Raw genomic sequence first — 17105 nt, forward strand, 5'->3', positions numbered from 1 at the left:
TTCATGGAATTGGAGGCCGGACCGGGGAGTCCCGGCCCGGCAAAGCCAGTCTAGCTGCCGATCTTAATCGAATCGATGTCGGTGCTGCCGCTCGTCATGAAATAGTCGAGGCGCAGCTGCTTGATCGTTCCCGTCCATCCGCTCACGCCGGACATGTCGACGTCGTAGACCGTGTAGCCACTGTTGGCCGTCACGTTGAACAGCACCGATTTGCCCTCCATAATGGTGGAATCCGCATTCGTCGTGTAAAACAGCTGCATGACGGTCGCGCCCGTATTGTTTTGCATCCGAATGTAGACATGCTTGTTGCTGCTTGCGGCAGCGCCGATATTGTTCGGCGACACGATATACGGATCGCCGCCTCCCGTCATGGACACATGCATGGAGCCGCCGGAGACCGTGCCCGAGACGTCGTTTTGCATGCTCCAGCCCTCGAAGTTGCTTGCCGTATCGAAATTCCACTCCGCCGCGTAGGACGACGAGCCCGAGGACGGCGTCGCCGAAGTCGGACTGGAATCGCTGCTCGTGCCGCTGCCATTGACCGCGCTCACGACATAGTAGTAGGTCGTTCCGTTCGTCAGGCCCGTATCCGTATACGTCGTGCCCGTGACGCCGGTCGCGACCGTCGTGCCGTACGTGCCTGACGCCGTGCCGCGCTTGACCGTATAGCTCGTCGCCCCGCTGACGGCATTCCAGCTCAATGCGGCTTGGGCATTGCCCGCGGACGCCGACAGTCCCGTCGGAGCGCTCGGCGCTGTGCCGCCGCCTCCGCCTACCCCGCCGAGCTTGATGGAGTCGAAATCGACGCTGCTCGAGCTGGCGGCGATGTCGACGCGAAGCTGCTTAATCGTGCCCGACCAGCCGGAGACGCCGCTCATGTCGATGTCGTAGACGGTATAGCCGCTGTTCGGCGCGATGGTGAACGTGCGCGATTTGGTTTGATCGAAACCGGGAGAGCCGTTCGTCGTGAAGAAAATTTCGCCCCACGTCGCGCTCGAATTGTTTTGCATGTTGAGGTAAACATGGCCGTTGCTCGATGCCGCCGCCGCGATATTGTTCGGCGACACGATGTACGGGTCGCTGCCCACCATGTTCACGTGGAGCGAACCGCTCGAGACGGAGCCGGAGACGTCGTTCTGCAAACTCCAGCCTTCCAAGTCGCCCGGCGAATTGAAATTCCACTCCGCCGCATAGGTTGCCGCGCTGGAGCTCGGCGTCGCCGACGCCTCCGAGGAATTTCCGCTCGCCCCGCTGCCGTTGACCGCCGTCACGACGTAATAGTAGGTCGTGCCGTTCGTCAGACTCGTGTCCGTATAGATCGTCGAGCTGACGTTGGTCGCGATCGTCGTGCCGTAGGAGCCGGAAGACGTGCCCCGCTTGACCGTATAGCTGGAAGCGCCGCTGACCGCGTTCCATGACAGCGTCGCCTGCCCGTTGCCCGCCGTGGCCGTGAGGCCGGACGGCGCGGAAGGAATACCGCCGAAGGCGGTGTATGCGATCGAAGGCGACCAGCTCGTCGCGTCGGCCGCGTTGTTGGCGCTGCCGTCGACTTCGAAGCGGATGACGTCGCCTGCAGTGACGGACAGGTTGTCGAGGACCTGCTCCGCGCCGACCTTGTCGTTGTAGGCGATCGACTGGTCGCCGCTTGCCGGCCAGATGCGCGTCCCGTTCTTCGTAATCCGCGCCGTGATGCCGTCTCCGCCGGAGAGATCCGACTTCAGCAGCCGTCCGCGGACGCTGATCGTGCCGGAGGACGGCGCGGTCCACGCGCGGGCGATTTTGCCGTTCGCGCCCGGCGTCTGCTCGAACTGCCGCACGTTCGGCACGGCCGTCCCGGCATTCGGCTGCCAGGCTTTGGCGGATGCGTCGTAGTAGGCGAGATTGGACCAGGACGAGCCATTGTAGCTTTGATACGACCAGTTGCTGCCGCCCTGCGTGCCGCCGAATTGGTAGCTTGACGAATAGAGGTCGGACTCGGTCGGAATGTAGCGGTTGTTGGCTACCGTCATGCTGCTCGCCGTGCCGCCGGTTTCCGTGTAGATGAACGTGGAATCGTGGTACAAATTATCTCCGATTCGGCCGGTAGGATTGTGGCCGTTGCCCGCGATGCGGATGGAGCCCTGCCCGTTGTTCATCATGACGTTGCCTTCGATGCTCAAATTGTCCAGCTTGTTCGGAATGACGGAACCGATATAGGCGTTGAACGCCAAGATGGACGGACCCGCGCCGGCATTGTAGCCGAAGAAGTTGTTGTTGACCTTGAAGTTCGACACGATCGCTTCGTAATCGATGGACACTTGGTCCGGCGAGTTCGTGTTCGGCATGTTCTTCATGATGTTATTGAAGAAGTTCGCGTTGTTCAGGAACCCGGTGTAGATCGCCGCGGTTCCCGTCGGCGCCGGGCAGCTGTTCGCATGATCGAACACCGAGTTCATCAGCGTCAAACCGTCGGTGGCATTAAGCGCCAGGCTCTCGCCGCAGACGTTGCCCATGCCGTTCGCGTCGTTGTCGTGGAAATAGAGATGATTCATGACCACGTCGGTTGCCGCGTCATGGCGCAGATCGCCCGGCCCGACGTACGAGAGGCCGCCGCCCAAGAAATCGATGGCGATCGTGTCCAGATTGTGCGCACCTTCGATGTAGTCGAACAGCACGTTGTCGATGACCGGACCGTTCCAGTGATCCTCGGTCTTCTGCGACCCGTTCGCCGTCAGGTCGATGCCCGCGGAGTTCATGACGTAGTCGCCGCCGTTCTGCGAACCGCTGCCGGAATTGCCGTGAATGCCGGTGATGTGATGCAGGTACAGATTACGGAATTCGAGCCCCTGATGACCGGAAGACGTGAACGTCACCAGAATGCCGACGCCGGCGTAGCCGACCTCGAGGTTTTGGATCCGCCAGTAGTCCGGGTTATTCAACCGGATGCCCCGGTCGGATTCGATGCCGTTCCGGATGATCTTCGGGTCGGCGCCCGAACCGTACGCGCCGATCGTGATCCAGCTGCCCGAATTGCCGGAGCCCGTCACGACCATCTGCTGATTGAACGTCGCGCCCCGGGCGAGCAGAATCTGGTCCCCCGCGCCGAAGGTGCCGATGCCGTTGATCGGCGTGAACGAACAAAACGGCTGTCCGGTCGACGTGCCTGAGCCGGAGTCACTGCAGTTCGAGCCCGATTGGTTGTTGACGTAATACGTCGTGTTGGATGCGTTCGCCAAGCTCGGCGCCCAGACCAGGACCGTCATAAGGGCTCCGAAGGCGATGGCAAACAACGCTAGCAAACGGGTTAGCGTTGTTGCGGATATGCGGTTGTCGACAATCACGTTATAAAATCCCTCCTCCTCATCTCGTCAAACCATTCGAATCGCCGTCAAGCCTTTGCCCAAGAGCCGATTCTGCGCCGCTAGCGCGGCGGCGGATGCCTGCGGGGCATCACCTCCTTTGGTATCGTTGTTGGCGGCCCATAAGAGCGGCAGCGCCTTGCGTTTGACGGCGCTGCATAGCCTTAATGAACTTCAGCCTTTTTTGCCCACAACTCGGCAGTTGTTGTGCTTCATATGAAGAAACACGATTTCGGCCGACTTCGGCTCTTCGTGCTCTCAAAGCTGCTATTTTGCACAATTTCGGGCCAACTTCGGCTATTCGTTCTCCCAAAGCTGCTATTTCGCACAATTTCAGTCCAACTTCAGGCTTTATGAGCTCCCAAAGCTGCTATACTGCACAATTTCAGTCCGACTTCGGCTATTCGTGCTCCCAAAGCTGCTATTTTGCACAATTCCTGCCCGACTCCGGCTTTTCGTGCTCCCAAAGCTGCTATACGGCACAATTTCAGCCCAACTTCGGTTATTCGTGCTCTCAAAGCTGCTATTTTGCACAATTTCAGCCCTACTTCGGCTATTCGTGCTCTCAAAGCTGCTATTTTGCACAATTTCGGCCCAACTTCGATTCTTCGAATTCAAGCCCATTAAGTTGGCAATGCTATTCGGCCCATGCCAGGCCTCTTGTCCGGCACTCGCGTCACTAGGCCATGAGCGATGTTTCCGTTACAAGCTTGCGCTGCTCGTCGACGAGCAGCGTCTTGATCTCGAACGCTCCGAGCCGCTGCAGTTCCGCCAGGCCAATTACGGGAATTCGAAGCTCCGTCTCCTGCGTCTCCGCGGTCGGATTGTAGAGACGGACGACGAAGCCTCCGCCGGCCTCCGCCTGCTTGAACGCCGTCATGACGACCGCTTCGCCCGTCAGCTCGGCAAGCGGCGGCGCAGGCGTCCCCGCGCCCGGCGGGAAGAACGAGAGCACGAACGGCTTCTCGCCCCGTTCCAGCGCCCGGCGATCGAGCTCCGCCAGCTTGGCGCGTCCCGCTCCGCCGCCGAACCAGAACCGGTACAGCCGCTCGCCTTGGTCGACGCGATTGGAATACCGGTCCTGCGGCATGACCGTCCGGTCATTGATCGGGTGGCCGGAGAAACCGGGCGAGCGCAGCAGGGAAAGACGGATCTCCCCGGCATCGTAATCCGAGCCGTAGATGCCGTCGTTAATGCAGCTGAAGGCCAGATCGGACCGGTCGTCGTATACCGCGGTCCATTTCTGCGCGACCGCTTCGAGTCCGCCCTCCGGCAGCCGATCGGTGCCGCCGGCGACTTGGCCGTAATAGGCGCCCGCATCCAGCAGCGTCGGAACGGACAGCTTCAGCATGCGGCTCTTCTCGTTCCAGATGACGCGCACCTGGACCTCGAATTCCGTCCCTTGCTTGGGCAGCTTGTAGGTCTGCACAAGAAAAGAATGATTATAGCGGAACATGGCCTCCACGACCGTGCGGGCTGGACCGTCCTCGATGACGCGGACGGATGGAAGCACGCCTCCCGTAATGCCGGAGAACCGCGTGCCGTCTTCCGGCTGCATCAGCTCGAAGCGGCCATCCAAGCTCCTAAAGCTCTGCACCTCCATGCCCCACGCGTCGTCGCTGTCCGCGATGACGAGAGGCGCGAACGCGCCCGGCTTCAGGAATTCGACGCCGTCCGCGGCGTAACGGTCGACGAGCCCCGTGGCGCAGTTGATGTCTACCTCAAGCTCCGCGCTGCGGAACGCGATGATGCCGTCATGCGGCTGAAGCGCCGGCGCCGGCTTCCTCGGCAGCGTGACGAGCCGCACGTCGAAGCGGTTCATGCTGCCGGGCTCGAGCCGCGCCTGGAAGGCGACCCGCTTGCGCCAATCGAGGTTGAGGTTGCTGAGCTCCTGCTCCGCTTGGGAGGGAACGGGCTCGCCGGCGCGGTACACGTACGGCATTGTGAACTCCTCGTTCCAGTTCTGGTCCGGCAGCTGGAACTCGCATTCCCAGATGCCGTCGACGGCGTACGGATGCGGATTGTAGACGAGAATCGGGATTTCGCCTTCCGCCGCCGTCGGCTGTCCGGCCGACAAGGCGAAGAACGCCCGCGCCTTGAGCCGCGACACGATCTCCAGTCCATGGTCGAGCAGACGAATCGACGCTTCTTCGACCGGCTGGATCGACGAGCCGGGCAGGACGTCATGGAATTGGCTGACCATCAGATCGCACAAGGCGTCATGCAATTCGGCAGCCGGATAGCGGAAGGCCGCGGCCGATGACAAGGCGGATGACAAGACCGCTCCAGTAGATATAGATACAGCAGCCGCTGCTGCTTCGGAGACAGCCTCCGCGGATACGACGGCGGTAACCGTTCCGCCAGCCTCTCCTTCCCTTGCCGGACCCGGAGCGAGACTGGCCAGCGCCGCATGCGTCAGCATTTTCTCGGCCATGTAGATCTCGTTCTCCAGGAGCCGATGCTTCTGCTTGATCCGAATCTGCGACGTGTAGCAGCCGACGGCATGCGGATTCATGTCGGCTGCCCGGCGGGGCAGCTCCCTGCCCGTCTCGCGCAGCTCGGCGAAGTAAGCCTCCGGCGTCGAATGAACGACGAACGTATCGTCCGTCTCGGCGATCAGCGCCTCCAGGTCCTTCAGATCCTCGTACGACGGTCCGCCGCCGTGATTGCCGACGCCCCACAGCATCGCCGCGACGTCCCGGTCCGCAAACTTCGCCAAGCCTTGACCCGCCTTCTGCGCCGCTTGGCCGCGATGCGAGCCGTACATGTCGACTGCCCGGTGCGCCGTTATCTCCGAGCCGTCATAGCCGACCCATACGAAGTCGTCCCCTTCCAGCTCCAGCTGCGAAGGAATCGGGCGACAGAAGATATACGAGTCGTACCCTGCCTTCTTCATCAGCTGGACCAGTCCGCGGCTGTGGCCGAACGAATCGAAATTGATCGCGGTCGTCGGCGTTACGCCGAACTTCTCCGCAAAGTACCGCCGCCCAAGCAGCATCTGCCGCACGAACGACTCCGCGCTCGGCATGTTGCAATCCGGCTGCAGGTACCACCCGCCCATAATATGCCACCTGCCGTCCGCGACCAGGCGCTGGATGCGCGCGAACAGCGCAGGCTCGAACTCCTCGACCCATTTGTACAAGGTGACCTCGTTATGGTTGAAGACGAAGCCCTCGAACCGTTCGCACAGGTCGGCCGCCACCCGGAACGTCGAGACGGCTTCCGCCGCGCCCTCCTCCCATTCCCACAGCCAGACGGGGTCGAGATGCGCGTTGCAGATCAGATGGAACGTCTTCATAAAGCCGCTCCTCCTTGGTCTGCCGTGCTGCCGTCCTTCAATGCTCCCGCTTCCGGCTTGAAGCCGAAGAACTCGTTCGGATTGTTATAGAACCAATCCTCGGCGACCGTCTTCGCGTCGTTCAGCGACAGCCAGCCTTCCTCCACCAGCTCCGACAGCGCGCGCGCGACGTTATCGCGGGCCGCCACGAGGTAGCCGTAGGTCAGCTCGGTCGTAAAAGCATCCGCGCCGAAGGCGAGCACCTTGTTGTACGGGAGGATTTTGAGGGCGCGCTTCATCAGCTCCACCGTATAGTCAGGGTCGATGATATGGCACCAGCAGAGGTCGAGCCAGACGTTCGGATAATTCTTGCCGATGAACAGATATTCGTCCATGTACGGCCAATTGCCGTGAAACAGGCCGACTTTGACGTCGGGATGCGTCTCCAGGAACGGGATGAGCAGCGCCGCGTTCGCCTTGCGCACGTCGTTGCGCGTGCCCGCCATATGGCCCGTGTGCAGCTGAAGCGGCAGCCCGCGCTTCGCGCCGCGGCGGGCGTACTCGCTGAACAGCCAGTCGTCGATCGGCTTCGTCTCCACATACGACAGCGCTTCGCGCGGATACTGGATGAGCCGCGTGAAGATCCGCTCGATGTCGGGCTTGGCATGCATCTCGTAATCCAACGCGCGGCGGTACGCCGATTGGTCCTTGAGGCAGACGGCGCCGAACTGAACCGCTTGATCGAGATACCCGTCGAAAGCAGCCATGAAATCGTCGAGCTCGCGCATCGGTCCCTTGGCGTAAGGAGACAGCTTTTGCAGCGATACGATGCTGAGGATCAAGTGCAGTTCGGGCAGAGGGACGGCGAACTTCGCATGATCGGAGATGCCTTGCACCTTCCCGTTCATAATGTTGCGGAAATCCTCGTACCCGGATATGTCCACGACCGACGCGCGGATGCCCGCCTCCGCCATGATGCGGTCATGCCAAGCGGTATCGCGCTCGGAGGAACGCTCCATCAGCATGCGGAAGTTCGCCTCCGTCAGCTCCGTCACGCCCCAGCAGTGCTCCAGGCCGGCCATGAAATACTTGTAGTATGCCGTATGCTTCACCTTCGGGAGCACCTTTGCGAACGCTTCCCACTTCTGCTCGAACGGCGCGTCGCCGTTGGTCATCAGCCGCGCGAACGGACGGTCCTCCAGCCCGGAAGCCACGTCGAGGTCGGAATGCAGGTAGCCGAGGTAGAGGCCGAACGGGTTCGTTACCTTCCCGCCGCTGCCGATATGATGGTCGTGCGTATTAATGACGGGCACCGTATCGAGGTAAGCCCGCAGTTCGCCGTACAGTTCCTTAGGCATCGTCTCGTCCTCCCTTATCCTTGGCCTGCCGCGGCCTTCTTTTCCTTCGCTTTGTCCGCTTCGCCCGCGTTGCGGTTCGCGGCTTCGCGGTCGGCCTTCTGCTCCTCGACCGTCTTCGTCTTCAACCGGGCTGCTCCTCGGTAATCGTCGCGCGTCGGCACCTTGCGTCCGGCAGCCAGCCGTTCCTTCGCCTCCGCGATCGCGGACGTATACTGCGGCAGCCACCGCTCCTGCGCGACGAGCAGCTCGTCGGCCATCTGCCACACCTCGGGCGGATTGCAAACGGCGCCCGTCAGCGGATCCATCAGCATCGCCTGCCGCAGCAGCAGATCGTCCCCGCGCACCGCCGCCTCCACGCCGAGCCGCTGCACCGAGATGCTCGCGCTGCACACCGCCGCGCAGCCGAGCGGGATGTCCCCGACGACCGGCATGCTGATGCCGTTACGGTCCACGTAGCCCGGTGCCTCGATGATGGCATCGTCCGGCAGGTTCGTAATGATGCCGTTATTTGGCACGTTGAAGTGCCCCCGGTAAACGCGGCCCGTCTCCAAGCCTTCGATAATATAGGAGCCATGCTCCTCGCCGCGCTCCTCGGAAGCGTAGCGGAACGGCGGCGCGGCCAGCCAGTTCGGAAAATCCGTCTTGAACCAGTCGCGCCCTTCCGTGCATACCCGCAGGTAACCGCCCGTTTCGCCGTTGATCCAGACGCTGAGATCGATCCAATTGCCGATGTCGTCCGGCCGCTTGCGGTACCAGGGCACATACTCGCTGTCATGGCCGTTCGACTCCGTGCTGAAGTACCCGAACCGCCGCAGCAGGTCGATGCGCACCTTCTCGGTATCGCGATAGACGGGATGCCGTTCGAACGCGTCCAGCAGCTTGCCGGTCATGTCCTCCCCTTTGTGCTTGATGGACACGAACCAGGTCTGATGATTAATGCCCGCGCAGACGACGTCGATGTCGTCCTTCGCAAGCCCCAGCACCTCCGCGACCTGCCGCGTATCGCCCTGCACGCCGTGGCATAGGCCGATCGTCCGCACGCCGCCGTACTTGTTGCACGCCCACGTCAGCATGGCCATCGGATTGGCGTAGTTGAGCAGCAGGCAGTCCGGGTGCGCCACTTCGCGGATGTCCTTGCAGATATTCAGCATCTCGGCGATGCCGCGCTGCGCGTACATGATGCCGCCGGTGCAAAGCGTGTCGCCGACGCACTGGTCGACGCCGTAGCGAAGCGGAATATCGATATCCGATTCGAAGGCTTCCAATCCGCCGATCCGCACGACGGTGAATACGTATTTCGCGCCCGCGAGCGCCTCCCGCCGGTCGAGCGTCGATTGAATGGCGATTCCGAGTCCGTTCTCGCGGATATCCCGCTGACACAGCTGCGTGACCATGTCGAGCTGCGACTCGTTAATGTCCGTGAACGCCACCTCGATATCGGCGAACTCCGGCACCGACAGCAGATCCCGCAGCAAGCCGCGCGTGAAGCCGACGCTGCCCGCTCCGACAAAAGCGATTTTAAACGGCATGAATGATTGCCCTCCTTAAATGCTTGCTCATAATTCCATCCTGATGCGGTCCTGCTGCCGGTCAAATATCCGTCCCTGACCCGATGCTTCGAATGGCTACACGTCAATATGCTTCGAACGGCTGCCTGTCAATTCATGCGTTCGATGAAAATCCACTCGGCGACGAAGCGCCCTTCCAGCCTCACATTCAACCCTGAAGACATCAGCTGCGCACCCGTCATGCGCGCCGGCGGATTGGTGCCGTCCTCGAACGCGACCGCATACTCGGCCTCCGGCTCCAGCCCTTTCCACGGGATGGTCCAGGCATCCACGCCGCTGTCCGGCTTGAACACCATCGTCAGCCCTTTGCCCGTGTCCGGGTCGTACAGTTCCAGCCCATCCCACGTGACGCCGTCCGGCCGCGGCAAGTTATGGTACACGTTCGCATGCCGCACGAGCGGACGCACTTTCTCCTTGTACGTTCGGATCAAACGCGCCAACGTCGCCCGGTCCGCCTCCGACATCTCCGTGGGCAGCTCCACGTGCATCGACGGCGCGCCCATCAGATACGTGCGGAACCGGTAACCCGCCGTGCCGACGATGCCGTCCGACGCCGCGTCCCCGAACTGCGTCATGAGCTGCATGAGCGGGAAGCAGTAGACCGAATCCCACATTGCCCGCCGGATATTAATCGCTTCGAAATAATCGGTCACCTGCACGACACTCGACCGCTTCATGACGGCGTAGCCCTTGAGCGCTCCGCCGCCGGAGCAGTTCTGATAGCGAAAGCCCGGACGCTCCGCATTATAACGATCCAGCAGTTCGACGTACGCTTGCTCCGCCCAATACGCGGCGTCATTGCAGCCCCGATGCTTATTGCCGTCCGCCTTGCGCGTGACGACCGGGTCGTAATCAGTGCGCAGCGAGTCGACGCCGTATTCGTCAAACCGACGGGCAAGCGCTTCGTAGACGAATGCGCTGCATTCCGGCACGCCGAGGTCCGCCTTCAGGTTATCGACGAACCAAGCCGGATGCCCGTTCTCCCCTTCCGAGGTGAGCGCCTCCGGGTCGGTCGATTCCCCGTTCGTCAGCGTAAAATAAAGCGCGAACGCCAGTCCCTTGCCATGCGCGTAATCCGATGCGGCCCGCATGCCCCGCGGCCAGTTCTCCGCGCTGGCCCGCCAGTCGCCGTAGCCCTCCCACCAGCCGACGTCGATGGTCACTTCCTCCGCGCCGATCTCGGCGACGGCATCCACCATCGGGTAGTAATTGTCCTCTCTGCAAATCCACGAGCCCTTTTCAATAGCCGTATTGTAATAGGCATTCCAACCGACATACGGCAGATTCTCGTTCGTCCGGTTAATCTCCGGCATCATGTGCCGGAACAGCCACTTGCGCAGCCGGTTGCTTCCGTCGTCGATATCGCCGTTGAAAGTGCCGATGAATGCCGCGGGCAGCTCGAAGGACGTACCCGGCGCGATCTCGGCGCAAAAGTCATCGAACATGCCTGCGCGGATCTCTGCTTGGACCGAGGCGGATCCGCCCGCTCCGTTCGCGGCGCCGGAGGCTCCGCCTTCCATGCCCCGCACCGCGATGCGCCCATGGTTCCATACCCAGCCGACGTACAGCCCATGGCCGCTGCGGGCATGCAGCATGACGAACGGAATGAATCCGGTATCGTCGTCGTCCGGCTTCGTCCAAATATCCTTCGCGTACCGGTCGCGCAGCGGCTCGAGGTAAGTGCCGTAACCGGAGCGCATATAGGACATGATTGTCGCCGCGGCTCTGTCTTTATGTACATAGAAGACATCCGTGTCCTCTCCGGCGCCGACGACGATGTCCAGCGATTCCGGCTCAAACAGCAGTATCGGCTGCTCCGCCCGATTCTCGATGATCAGTTGATGCTGCACCGGCCCCGGGCCTGCATTCGCCGTCCACACGGAGCGCAGCGCTGCGCCGCTGACCGCGTCATGAAAATGCAGCGTCAGCTCCGTGCCTCCCGAACCGATCGTCTCCCCTGCCGCGGACTCGAACGTCCACTCCGGCGCTCGGCGCACGTAACCGGCCGCCAGCCTGCACGGCAGCTTCACTTCCGCCGATTCGCGGTCTGACCAATCAACGCCCGCCGGCCCCTTCAGCGAGACAAGGTACAGCCGATCTTCCCGGACGGTCAGCGCAAGCTCCGTATCCGCGGTGGCCAACGTCCAGCCATGCTCCCTATTCGCCAACGGATTCATCGGCCCCGCCTCCTTCGCTTACGCTTATGCCCTCGCCTTGGCCTTGTCCTTGGCTTTGGCCTTTGCCTTTGCCTTGGACTTCGCTTTTGCCTTCGCTACTGCCACCGCTCTTGCTGATATCGCTGTCGCTGTCGGCCAAACGATAGAACACCCACTCCGCGCTGAACTTCTCCGCCAGATACACGCGCAGCCCGCGCTCCATCAGCTCGCTTCCGAGCGCTCGCACGGGCGGCAGCGATGCATCATCGTAATCGATGTCGTAATGCGCGCTTGGTTCAAGCCCTTGGAGCGGCACGAAGATTTCCGCCCCCTCGTTATCCGGCCGAAAGACGGTCAGCATCCCGCGTCCCCGCACGGGATCGTACAGCTGAAGACCGTCCCAATTCACGCCGTCCGGCCGCGGCAGCGCATGATAGACGTCGGCATGCCGCACGAGCGGGCGAACGCGCTCCTTATACACCCCGACCAAACGCTTCAGCGTCGCCGCTTCCTCGGGCGGCATCTCGCTCGGCAGCTCGAAGTGGGCTGACGGGGCGCCAATGAGATACGTGCGGAACCGGTACGAGTCGCTCGCGCTCTTGCCGCCGGAGGCGACGTCGCCGAATTGCGTCAGCAGCTGCATGAGCGGCAGGACGTAGACGGAATCCCAAACCGCCTGCCGCACGTCGAGCGCGGTGTAAATGTCCGTCACCTGTACGGCCGTGGAGCGCTTCATGATCGCGTAGCCTTTGAACGCGCCGCCACAGTTGCAGTTCTGGAACCGCAGTCCCGGCTTGTTCGCGAGCAGATGATCGATGATGTGCAGAAACCCCTTCTGTGCCCAGTACGGACCGTCGTGGCAGCCTTGATGCGCATTGCCCTTCGCCTTGCTGCGGGCGATGGGGCTGAGATCCGAGCGGAACGTGTCCACGTCGTATTCGTTCAGCCGCTGCAGCAGCACGTCCTTGAGGAAATCCCGGCATTCGTCGATGCCCACGTCCGCCACCCAGCGGTGCACGAACCAATCGGGATGGCCGGTCGGCCCCTTCGAGCTCAGCGCCAGCGGATGCTCTGACCAGCCGTCGAGGAAGGCAAAATACAGCGTGAAGAGCATCCCGCGCTCATGGGCGTAACGCGAAGCGGCGTCCATGCCTTTCGACCAGCGCTCCTCATGCGCGCGGAAGTCGCCCGGCTTCTGCCACCAGCCGACGTCGATCGTGATTTCTTCGATGCCGACCTCCGCGACCGAGTCGACCATCGGATAATATTTGACCTCCACCGGGTTCCAGCTGCCCGGGGGCTCGCCCGTGTTCCAGAAGGCGTTCCACTGCACGTACGGAATATTCTCGTTCGTCCGGTTGGCTTCCGGCATCATATGGTTGAACAGCCATTTGCGCAGCCGGTTCGAGCCGTCGTCCAGGCTGCCCTCGAACGCGCCGATGAACGCGTTCGGCACCTCGAACGTCTCCCCGTCCGGAAGCTCCGTGCAGAAATCCCCGTGCATACCCGCGGATACCGCGGCGTACAAGCCGTCCGCCCCATTCCGTCCGGCGACATGGATGCGGCCTTCGTTCCACTCCCAGCCGACGTAGAGGCCGTGCGACTTCCCGGCATGCAGCATCACGAGCGGCACGTAGCCGGTGTCGTCGCTGTCGACGGTCGTCCAGACATCGGCGTGATAACGATCGGTAAGCGCTTCCAAGTACGTCCCGATCCGGTTCTGGAACGAGATCACCCGCGGGGCAAGACGGTCCTTCGACACGTAGAATACGTCCGCAGATTCCTGCCCGGCCGTAAATTCCGCATCCAGCGACTGCGGATCGTAAATCATGATGCCGCGGCCCGTGCGGTTCTCAATCGCCATCCCGTGCTGCACCGGCCCGGGACCGGGGCGAGACATCCATACCGACGTCAGCGTAATATCGAACTTCTTTGCTTTATAGGTAAGCGTCAGCCGGTCTCCGTCCGGAAGCCGCTCCAGCTCCGCATGCCGATACGTCCATTCCGGCGGATAGAGGCTCTCGCCCACCGCGAGCCTTCCCGGCAGCAGCACGTCGGTGCCCCGCTGCGCCCAGTTCCAGCCCCGGCGCCCTGCCGCCCAGACGATTCTCGGCGCATGGGGCCCGGCCTCCACCGTCAGCTGCATGTCTTCGGTTTCAAGCGTCCAGCTCATGCTCGGTCTCCCTTCTAATCTGCCTTGCGATTGGTCGTTCCTTCCGATGCACTTTGATTATAGGCCGCGCTCTCCGCCCGCTGTAGTCCAATTCTAAGACGTAAATGTATGAAACTAGGACCATGCCGGCAGGGAAAGAAAACCCTGCCGATTCGCGGTCAGCCAGTTCTCGGAACGCGAACGTTCAGAACCCCCGCAGATGCTCCCTATTCGCCTATTATCCGTACCGCCGTGACGACACCGGAGCGCGGCACCGCGATCGAAGCGACCCCCGACAGCGCGCGGACTTCGTTCGCCACGACATCGCCCATGCAGTTCTGCACGAGGATGTCCCACTTCGTCCCGCTGCCGAAGTCCGCCGCAACGTACGGTTCATGCGAGCCGTTCACCAGCACAAGCGTGCGCGCATCCTCCGCGACCTTCGCCACGATGCGGTTGTAGGCCGTCGTCACCTGCTTATCCGGCGTCTGGCAAGTGATGGCAGGGTAAAGGTTCTCCGGTGACTCCGGCATGAAGCGGCCGAACTGCAGCGCGTCGCGGTGCTCGAGCCAGAAGGCGGTATAGAACTTCAGCATCTTGGCATGCGGCTCGCTCAGCTCCGCAAGACGGACCGAAATCTGCGGCACCGCGTGCAGCACGCCGATGAACTGCTGCGCCGCCGATTCCGGCGACTCGTCCGGATGCCACGCGAACATATCCGAATGAACGACGGAGTCGCCCGCGAGCATGCGGATATCCGCGGTGCGGAAGCGGTTGGTGTGCGAGCCGAGCGCGCAGTCCATCGCCCTGAAAATATTGCCGTACGCGCGCATCCGCGGCCCGGTGTAATTTTGGCGGAACTCCAGCATGATGTCCGGCTTCAGCGCGGTCAATCGGCTCGTAATCGCGGACAGCAGCTTATCGACGGCCAAGTCGAGGCTCGGCGTGTCATGCGCCGGATCGCTGCGCAGCCTGCTTTTCCTGTCGGCGAAATCCAGATAGCGCGAGAAGTGATCGACGAAGTCCAGCTTGAAGCCGTCGATGTTCCATTCCTCCAGCGCCCGGACGTAGCGGTCGGCCAGATAATCGCGCACCGCCGGATACCTCGGATCGAGCGCCTGCGGCTGATCCTCGTCCGAGTCCAGTACATAGCCGCTCATCTGCGGATACAGCGGATTCGACCGGTTTATGTGGGGGACGGAGAACCAGACCATGATTTTGAGGCCGAGCGCGTGAATCTCCCGTACCGTGGCCGCCATATCCGGAAACTTGTCGACTGCGATCTCCCACTGCCCGAACGCAGGATCGGCTTCGCCCGGCCGATCGATCTGCCAGCCGAAATCAAGAATGACGGTGCCGCAGCCTAGCTCGCGTGCAAGCTTCGCCTCGTGGACCAGCTTATCGGCGTCGATCCGGTGATGGTACGCGTACCAAGTGGAATAGCAAGGACGCCGCGCAGCATCGGGCGCCGGGAGCGGATGGCAGCCGTCCAGCTCCGACCACCAGTCGGACAAGTCGCGAAGGGCTTCATAGATGGGCACGGGACGTTCGTCGATCCGCAGCACGATGCTGTAATCCGTCGTTTCGTACCCCGGCTCCGGCATGAGCTTGACCGTGATTGGCATCGTCGAAGCGCCCTCGTCGATATCCGCCACCATGTGCGTGCGCGTGCGCGTATCGGATACGCTCACCGTCGCGCGGTTCTCCCCGCCCGCGCTGTACAGCGCGTAGACCGGCGAGCCGTTATGCGGCGCCATGTTCATGCCCCCGTACCAGTTCGGAATGATGTACCGGTCCGCCCAGTAGTGGCCGGTGAACCGGGCCTGAATGTCGTTGAACGCATGCACCCACTCCGCGGAGAAAGCAGGGAGCTTCGGCGTATCCGACTGCATGCGGAGCGTGACGTAGCGAATGCCGCCCTCCTCCCGGCTCTCCGCGGTAAGCCTGAAATCATTCTCGCATTTGAACACGAACGTCCTGCCGCCGATTAATTCGTTTAACGTCTGAACCATGTCCCTCAGCACCTCTGAACGATGAATTTTGGTCGCGCTGCCTCACAAAACAAATAGGCCGAAGCTTCCCGTTATGGATGCTCGACCAAGGCGCAATGAACGTCCGCGGCTCGCGCCCCTTTCGTTCGACGATCCCCTAGAATGCCGCATGCGAAACCTGAGAAGGCCGCATGGCAGCAGACAATCACCTTAGCCAAGAAGGTTGCCACTTTCCGGGTATCTGTTAACCGTTTACCTAATACTATTATGTATCACTGATACTTACAACCATTTTTTTCCTAACATCTGCGATGTCGGTTAATCCAGCAAACGCAAAAAGGCGGCTCCCCATCCGATCAAACCCTGGGCTGCCGCCATAATTGGCTCGTGCTGGTATGAATCTTTAAATTTCCTGTCTCCCGCTCAGCAAAGCCCCGATCGCCCCGCAATACTCCCCGTTGTCCGGAAAGAACGGCGTGCCTCCGCGCAGCACGGTATAAGCCCGCACGACATCCCGCAGCGGCTCGTTCCGAATAAACGACGACCCAATATATACGATGGACGAAATCCCGTTTTGTCCGGCAGCCAGGACGCTGGTCGTCGCGACCGTCTCGCCCACCAATCCCATGACCGAGGCGATCAAGTCTTCTTTCGCAATGTCGTCTATGTGCTCATGCAGGAATAGTTTCGCAAAATTGCTTGCCGTCAGGTCCCCCGGAATCGGAGGCTCCGAGCCGGCGTAGATATCGCTGACCTTCAGGTCGACGCCGCCGCGCGCGCCCGACTTCGCTAACCCGACGATCGTCTCGAAGTCCGTCATGCCCGACAGCAGCCTGGACAGCCCCATCAGCGTGCCGCCGCCGACGCCGGTGCCGCCGATTCGCGCGTGTCCCTCGGGATTCACGCGGTGAATCGAGGTCCCGGTTCCGACGTTCGTCAGCACGTAGTCATCCGCCCCGAAAGCTTGCTCCAGGAGCAGGTAAGAGGCGCCCCTCATCGTTGCGATAAATTCCGCTATGCCCGATACGTCCTTGTTCATCCGCGCCTTCAGCTGTGCGCTCCTGCCGCCGGTCACGACAATCCGCGCATCCTCTTCTTCATTTAACCAAGCCGCAATCGCGCCCATCTCGCGCACGGGCGCTTTCCGGAGCTCGAGCGAACCGCTCTCGTCCATGCCGGCGATTTTGATCAACGTTCCGCCCGCATCGATTCCGATCTTTCTCATGACTGATCGCCACGCTTTCCCATCGCGTCATCGCCGCAAT

8 protein-coding genes are annotated in these 17105 nt (G+C 61.8%); all 8 read right to left on the reverse strand.

Annotation, left to right across the window (positions count from 1 at the left end):
• Positions 1-50 precede the first annotated feature (50 nt).
• Positions 51-3320 carry a fibronectin type III domain-containing protein gene (locus tag AC0YNU_RS19685; protein WP_475759728.1) on the reverse strand — a complete coding sequence of 1090 codons (3270 nt, stop codon included), beginning with the start codon at positions 3318-3320 and terminating at the stop codon, positions 51-53.
• A 697-nt stretch (positions 3321-4017) separates the two neighbouring features.
• Positions 4018-6636, reverse strand: coding sequence for a glycoside hydrolase family 38 N-terminal domain-containing protein (locus AC0YNU_RS19690; RefSeq protein WP_475759730.1), 2619 nt, complete (start codon positions 6634-6636; stop codon positions 4018-4020).
• Positions 6633-7973 (reverse strand): amidohydrolase family protein, encoded by a 1341-nt coding sequence (locus AC0YNU_RS19695; RefSeq protein ID WP_475759732.1) that lies wholly within the window; start codon positions 7971-7973, stop codon positions 6633-6635. Before AC0YNU_RS19695 ends, AC0YNU_RS19690 begins: the two co-directional genes overlap by 4 nt.
• Before the next feature lie 14 nt (positions 7974-7987).
• Positions 7988-9502: an alpha-galactosidase gene (gene melA / locus AC0YNU_RS19700; RefSeq protein ID WP_475759734.1), complete on the reverse strand. Its 1515-nt coding sequence runs from the start codon at positions 9500-9502 to the stop codon at positions 7988-7990.
• A 128-nt stretch (positions 9503-9630) separates the two neighbouring features.
• Complete coding sequence (locus AC0YNU_RS19705; RefSeq protein WP_475759736.1) at positions 9631-11718, reverse strand: alpha-galactosidase; 2088 nt, start codon at positions 11716-11718, stop codon at positions 9631-9633.
• A complete protein-coding gene (locus AC0YNU_RS19710; protein WP_475759738.1) occupies positions 11699-13870 on the reverse strand; it encodes an alpha-galactosidase in 2172 nt (723 codons plus the stop codon). Before AC0YNU_RS19710 ends, AC0YNU_RS19705 begins: the two co-directional genes overlap by 20 nt.
• Positions 13871-14076: 206 nt before the next feature.
• Positions 14077-15861, reverse strand: coding sequence for a glycoside hydrolase family 36 protein (locus AC0YNU_RS19715; protein ID WP_475759740.1), 1785 nt, complete (start codon positions 15859-15861; stop codon positions 14077-14079).
• 382 nt (positions 15862-16243) lie between these two features.
• Positions 16244-17065, reverse strand: coding sequence for a type II pantothenate kinase (gene coaW, locus AC0YNU_RS19720; RefSeq protein ID WP_475759742.1), 822 nt, complete (start codon positions 17063-17065; stop codon positions 16244-16246).
• Positions 17066-17105: the final 40 nt, after the last annotated feature.

It is taken from the genome of Paenibacillus sp. J31P316 (genome assembly GCF_056269105.1).

Coding starts and splice junctions, on each gene's coding strand:
- AC0YNU_RS19690 (WP_475759730.1), bottom strand. CDS start 6,636: ATGAAGACGTTCCATCTGATCTGCAACGCGCATCTCGACCCCGTCTGG.
- AC0YNU_RS19695 (WP_475759732.1), bottom strand. CDS start 7,973: ATGCCTAAGGAACTGTACGGCGAACTGCGGGCTTACCTCGATACGGTG.
- melA (WP_475759734.1), bottom strand. CDS start 9,502: ATGCCGTTTAAAATCGCTTTTGTCGGAGCGGGCAGCGTCGGCTTCACG.
- AC0YNU_RS19705 (WP_475759736.1), bottom strand. CDS start 11,718: ATGAATCCGTTGGCGAATAGGGAGCATGGCTGGACGTTGGCCACCGCG.
- AC0YNU_RS19710 (WP_475759738.1), bottom strand. CDS start 13,870: ATGAGCTGGACGCTTGAAACCGAAGACATGCAGCTGACGGTGGAGGCC.
- AC0YNU_RS19715 (WP_475759740.1), bottom strand. CDS start 15,861: ATGGTTCAGACGTTAAACGAATTAATCGGCGGCAGGACGTTCGTGTTC.
- coaW (WP_475759742.1), bottom strand. CDS start 17,065: ATGAGAAAGATCGGAATCGATGCGGGCGGAACGTTGATCAAAATCGCC.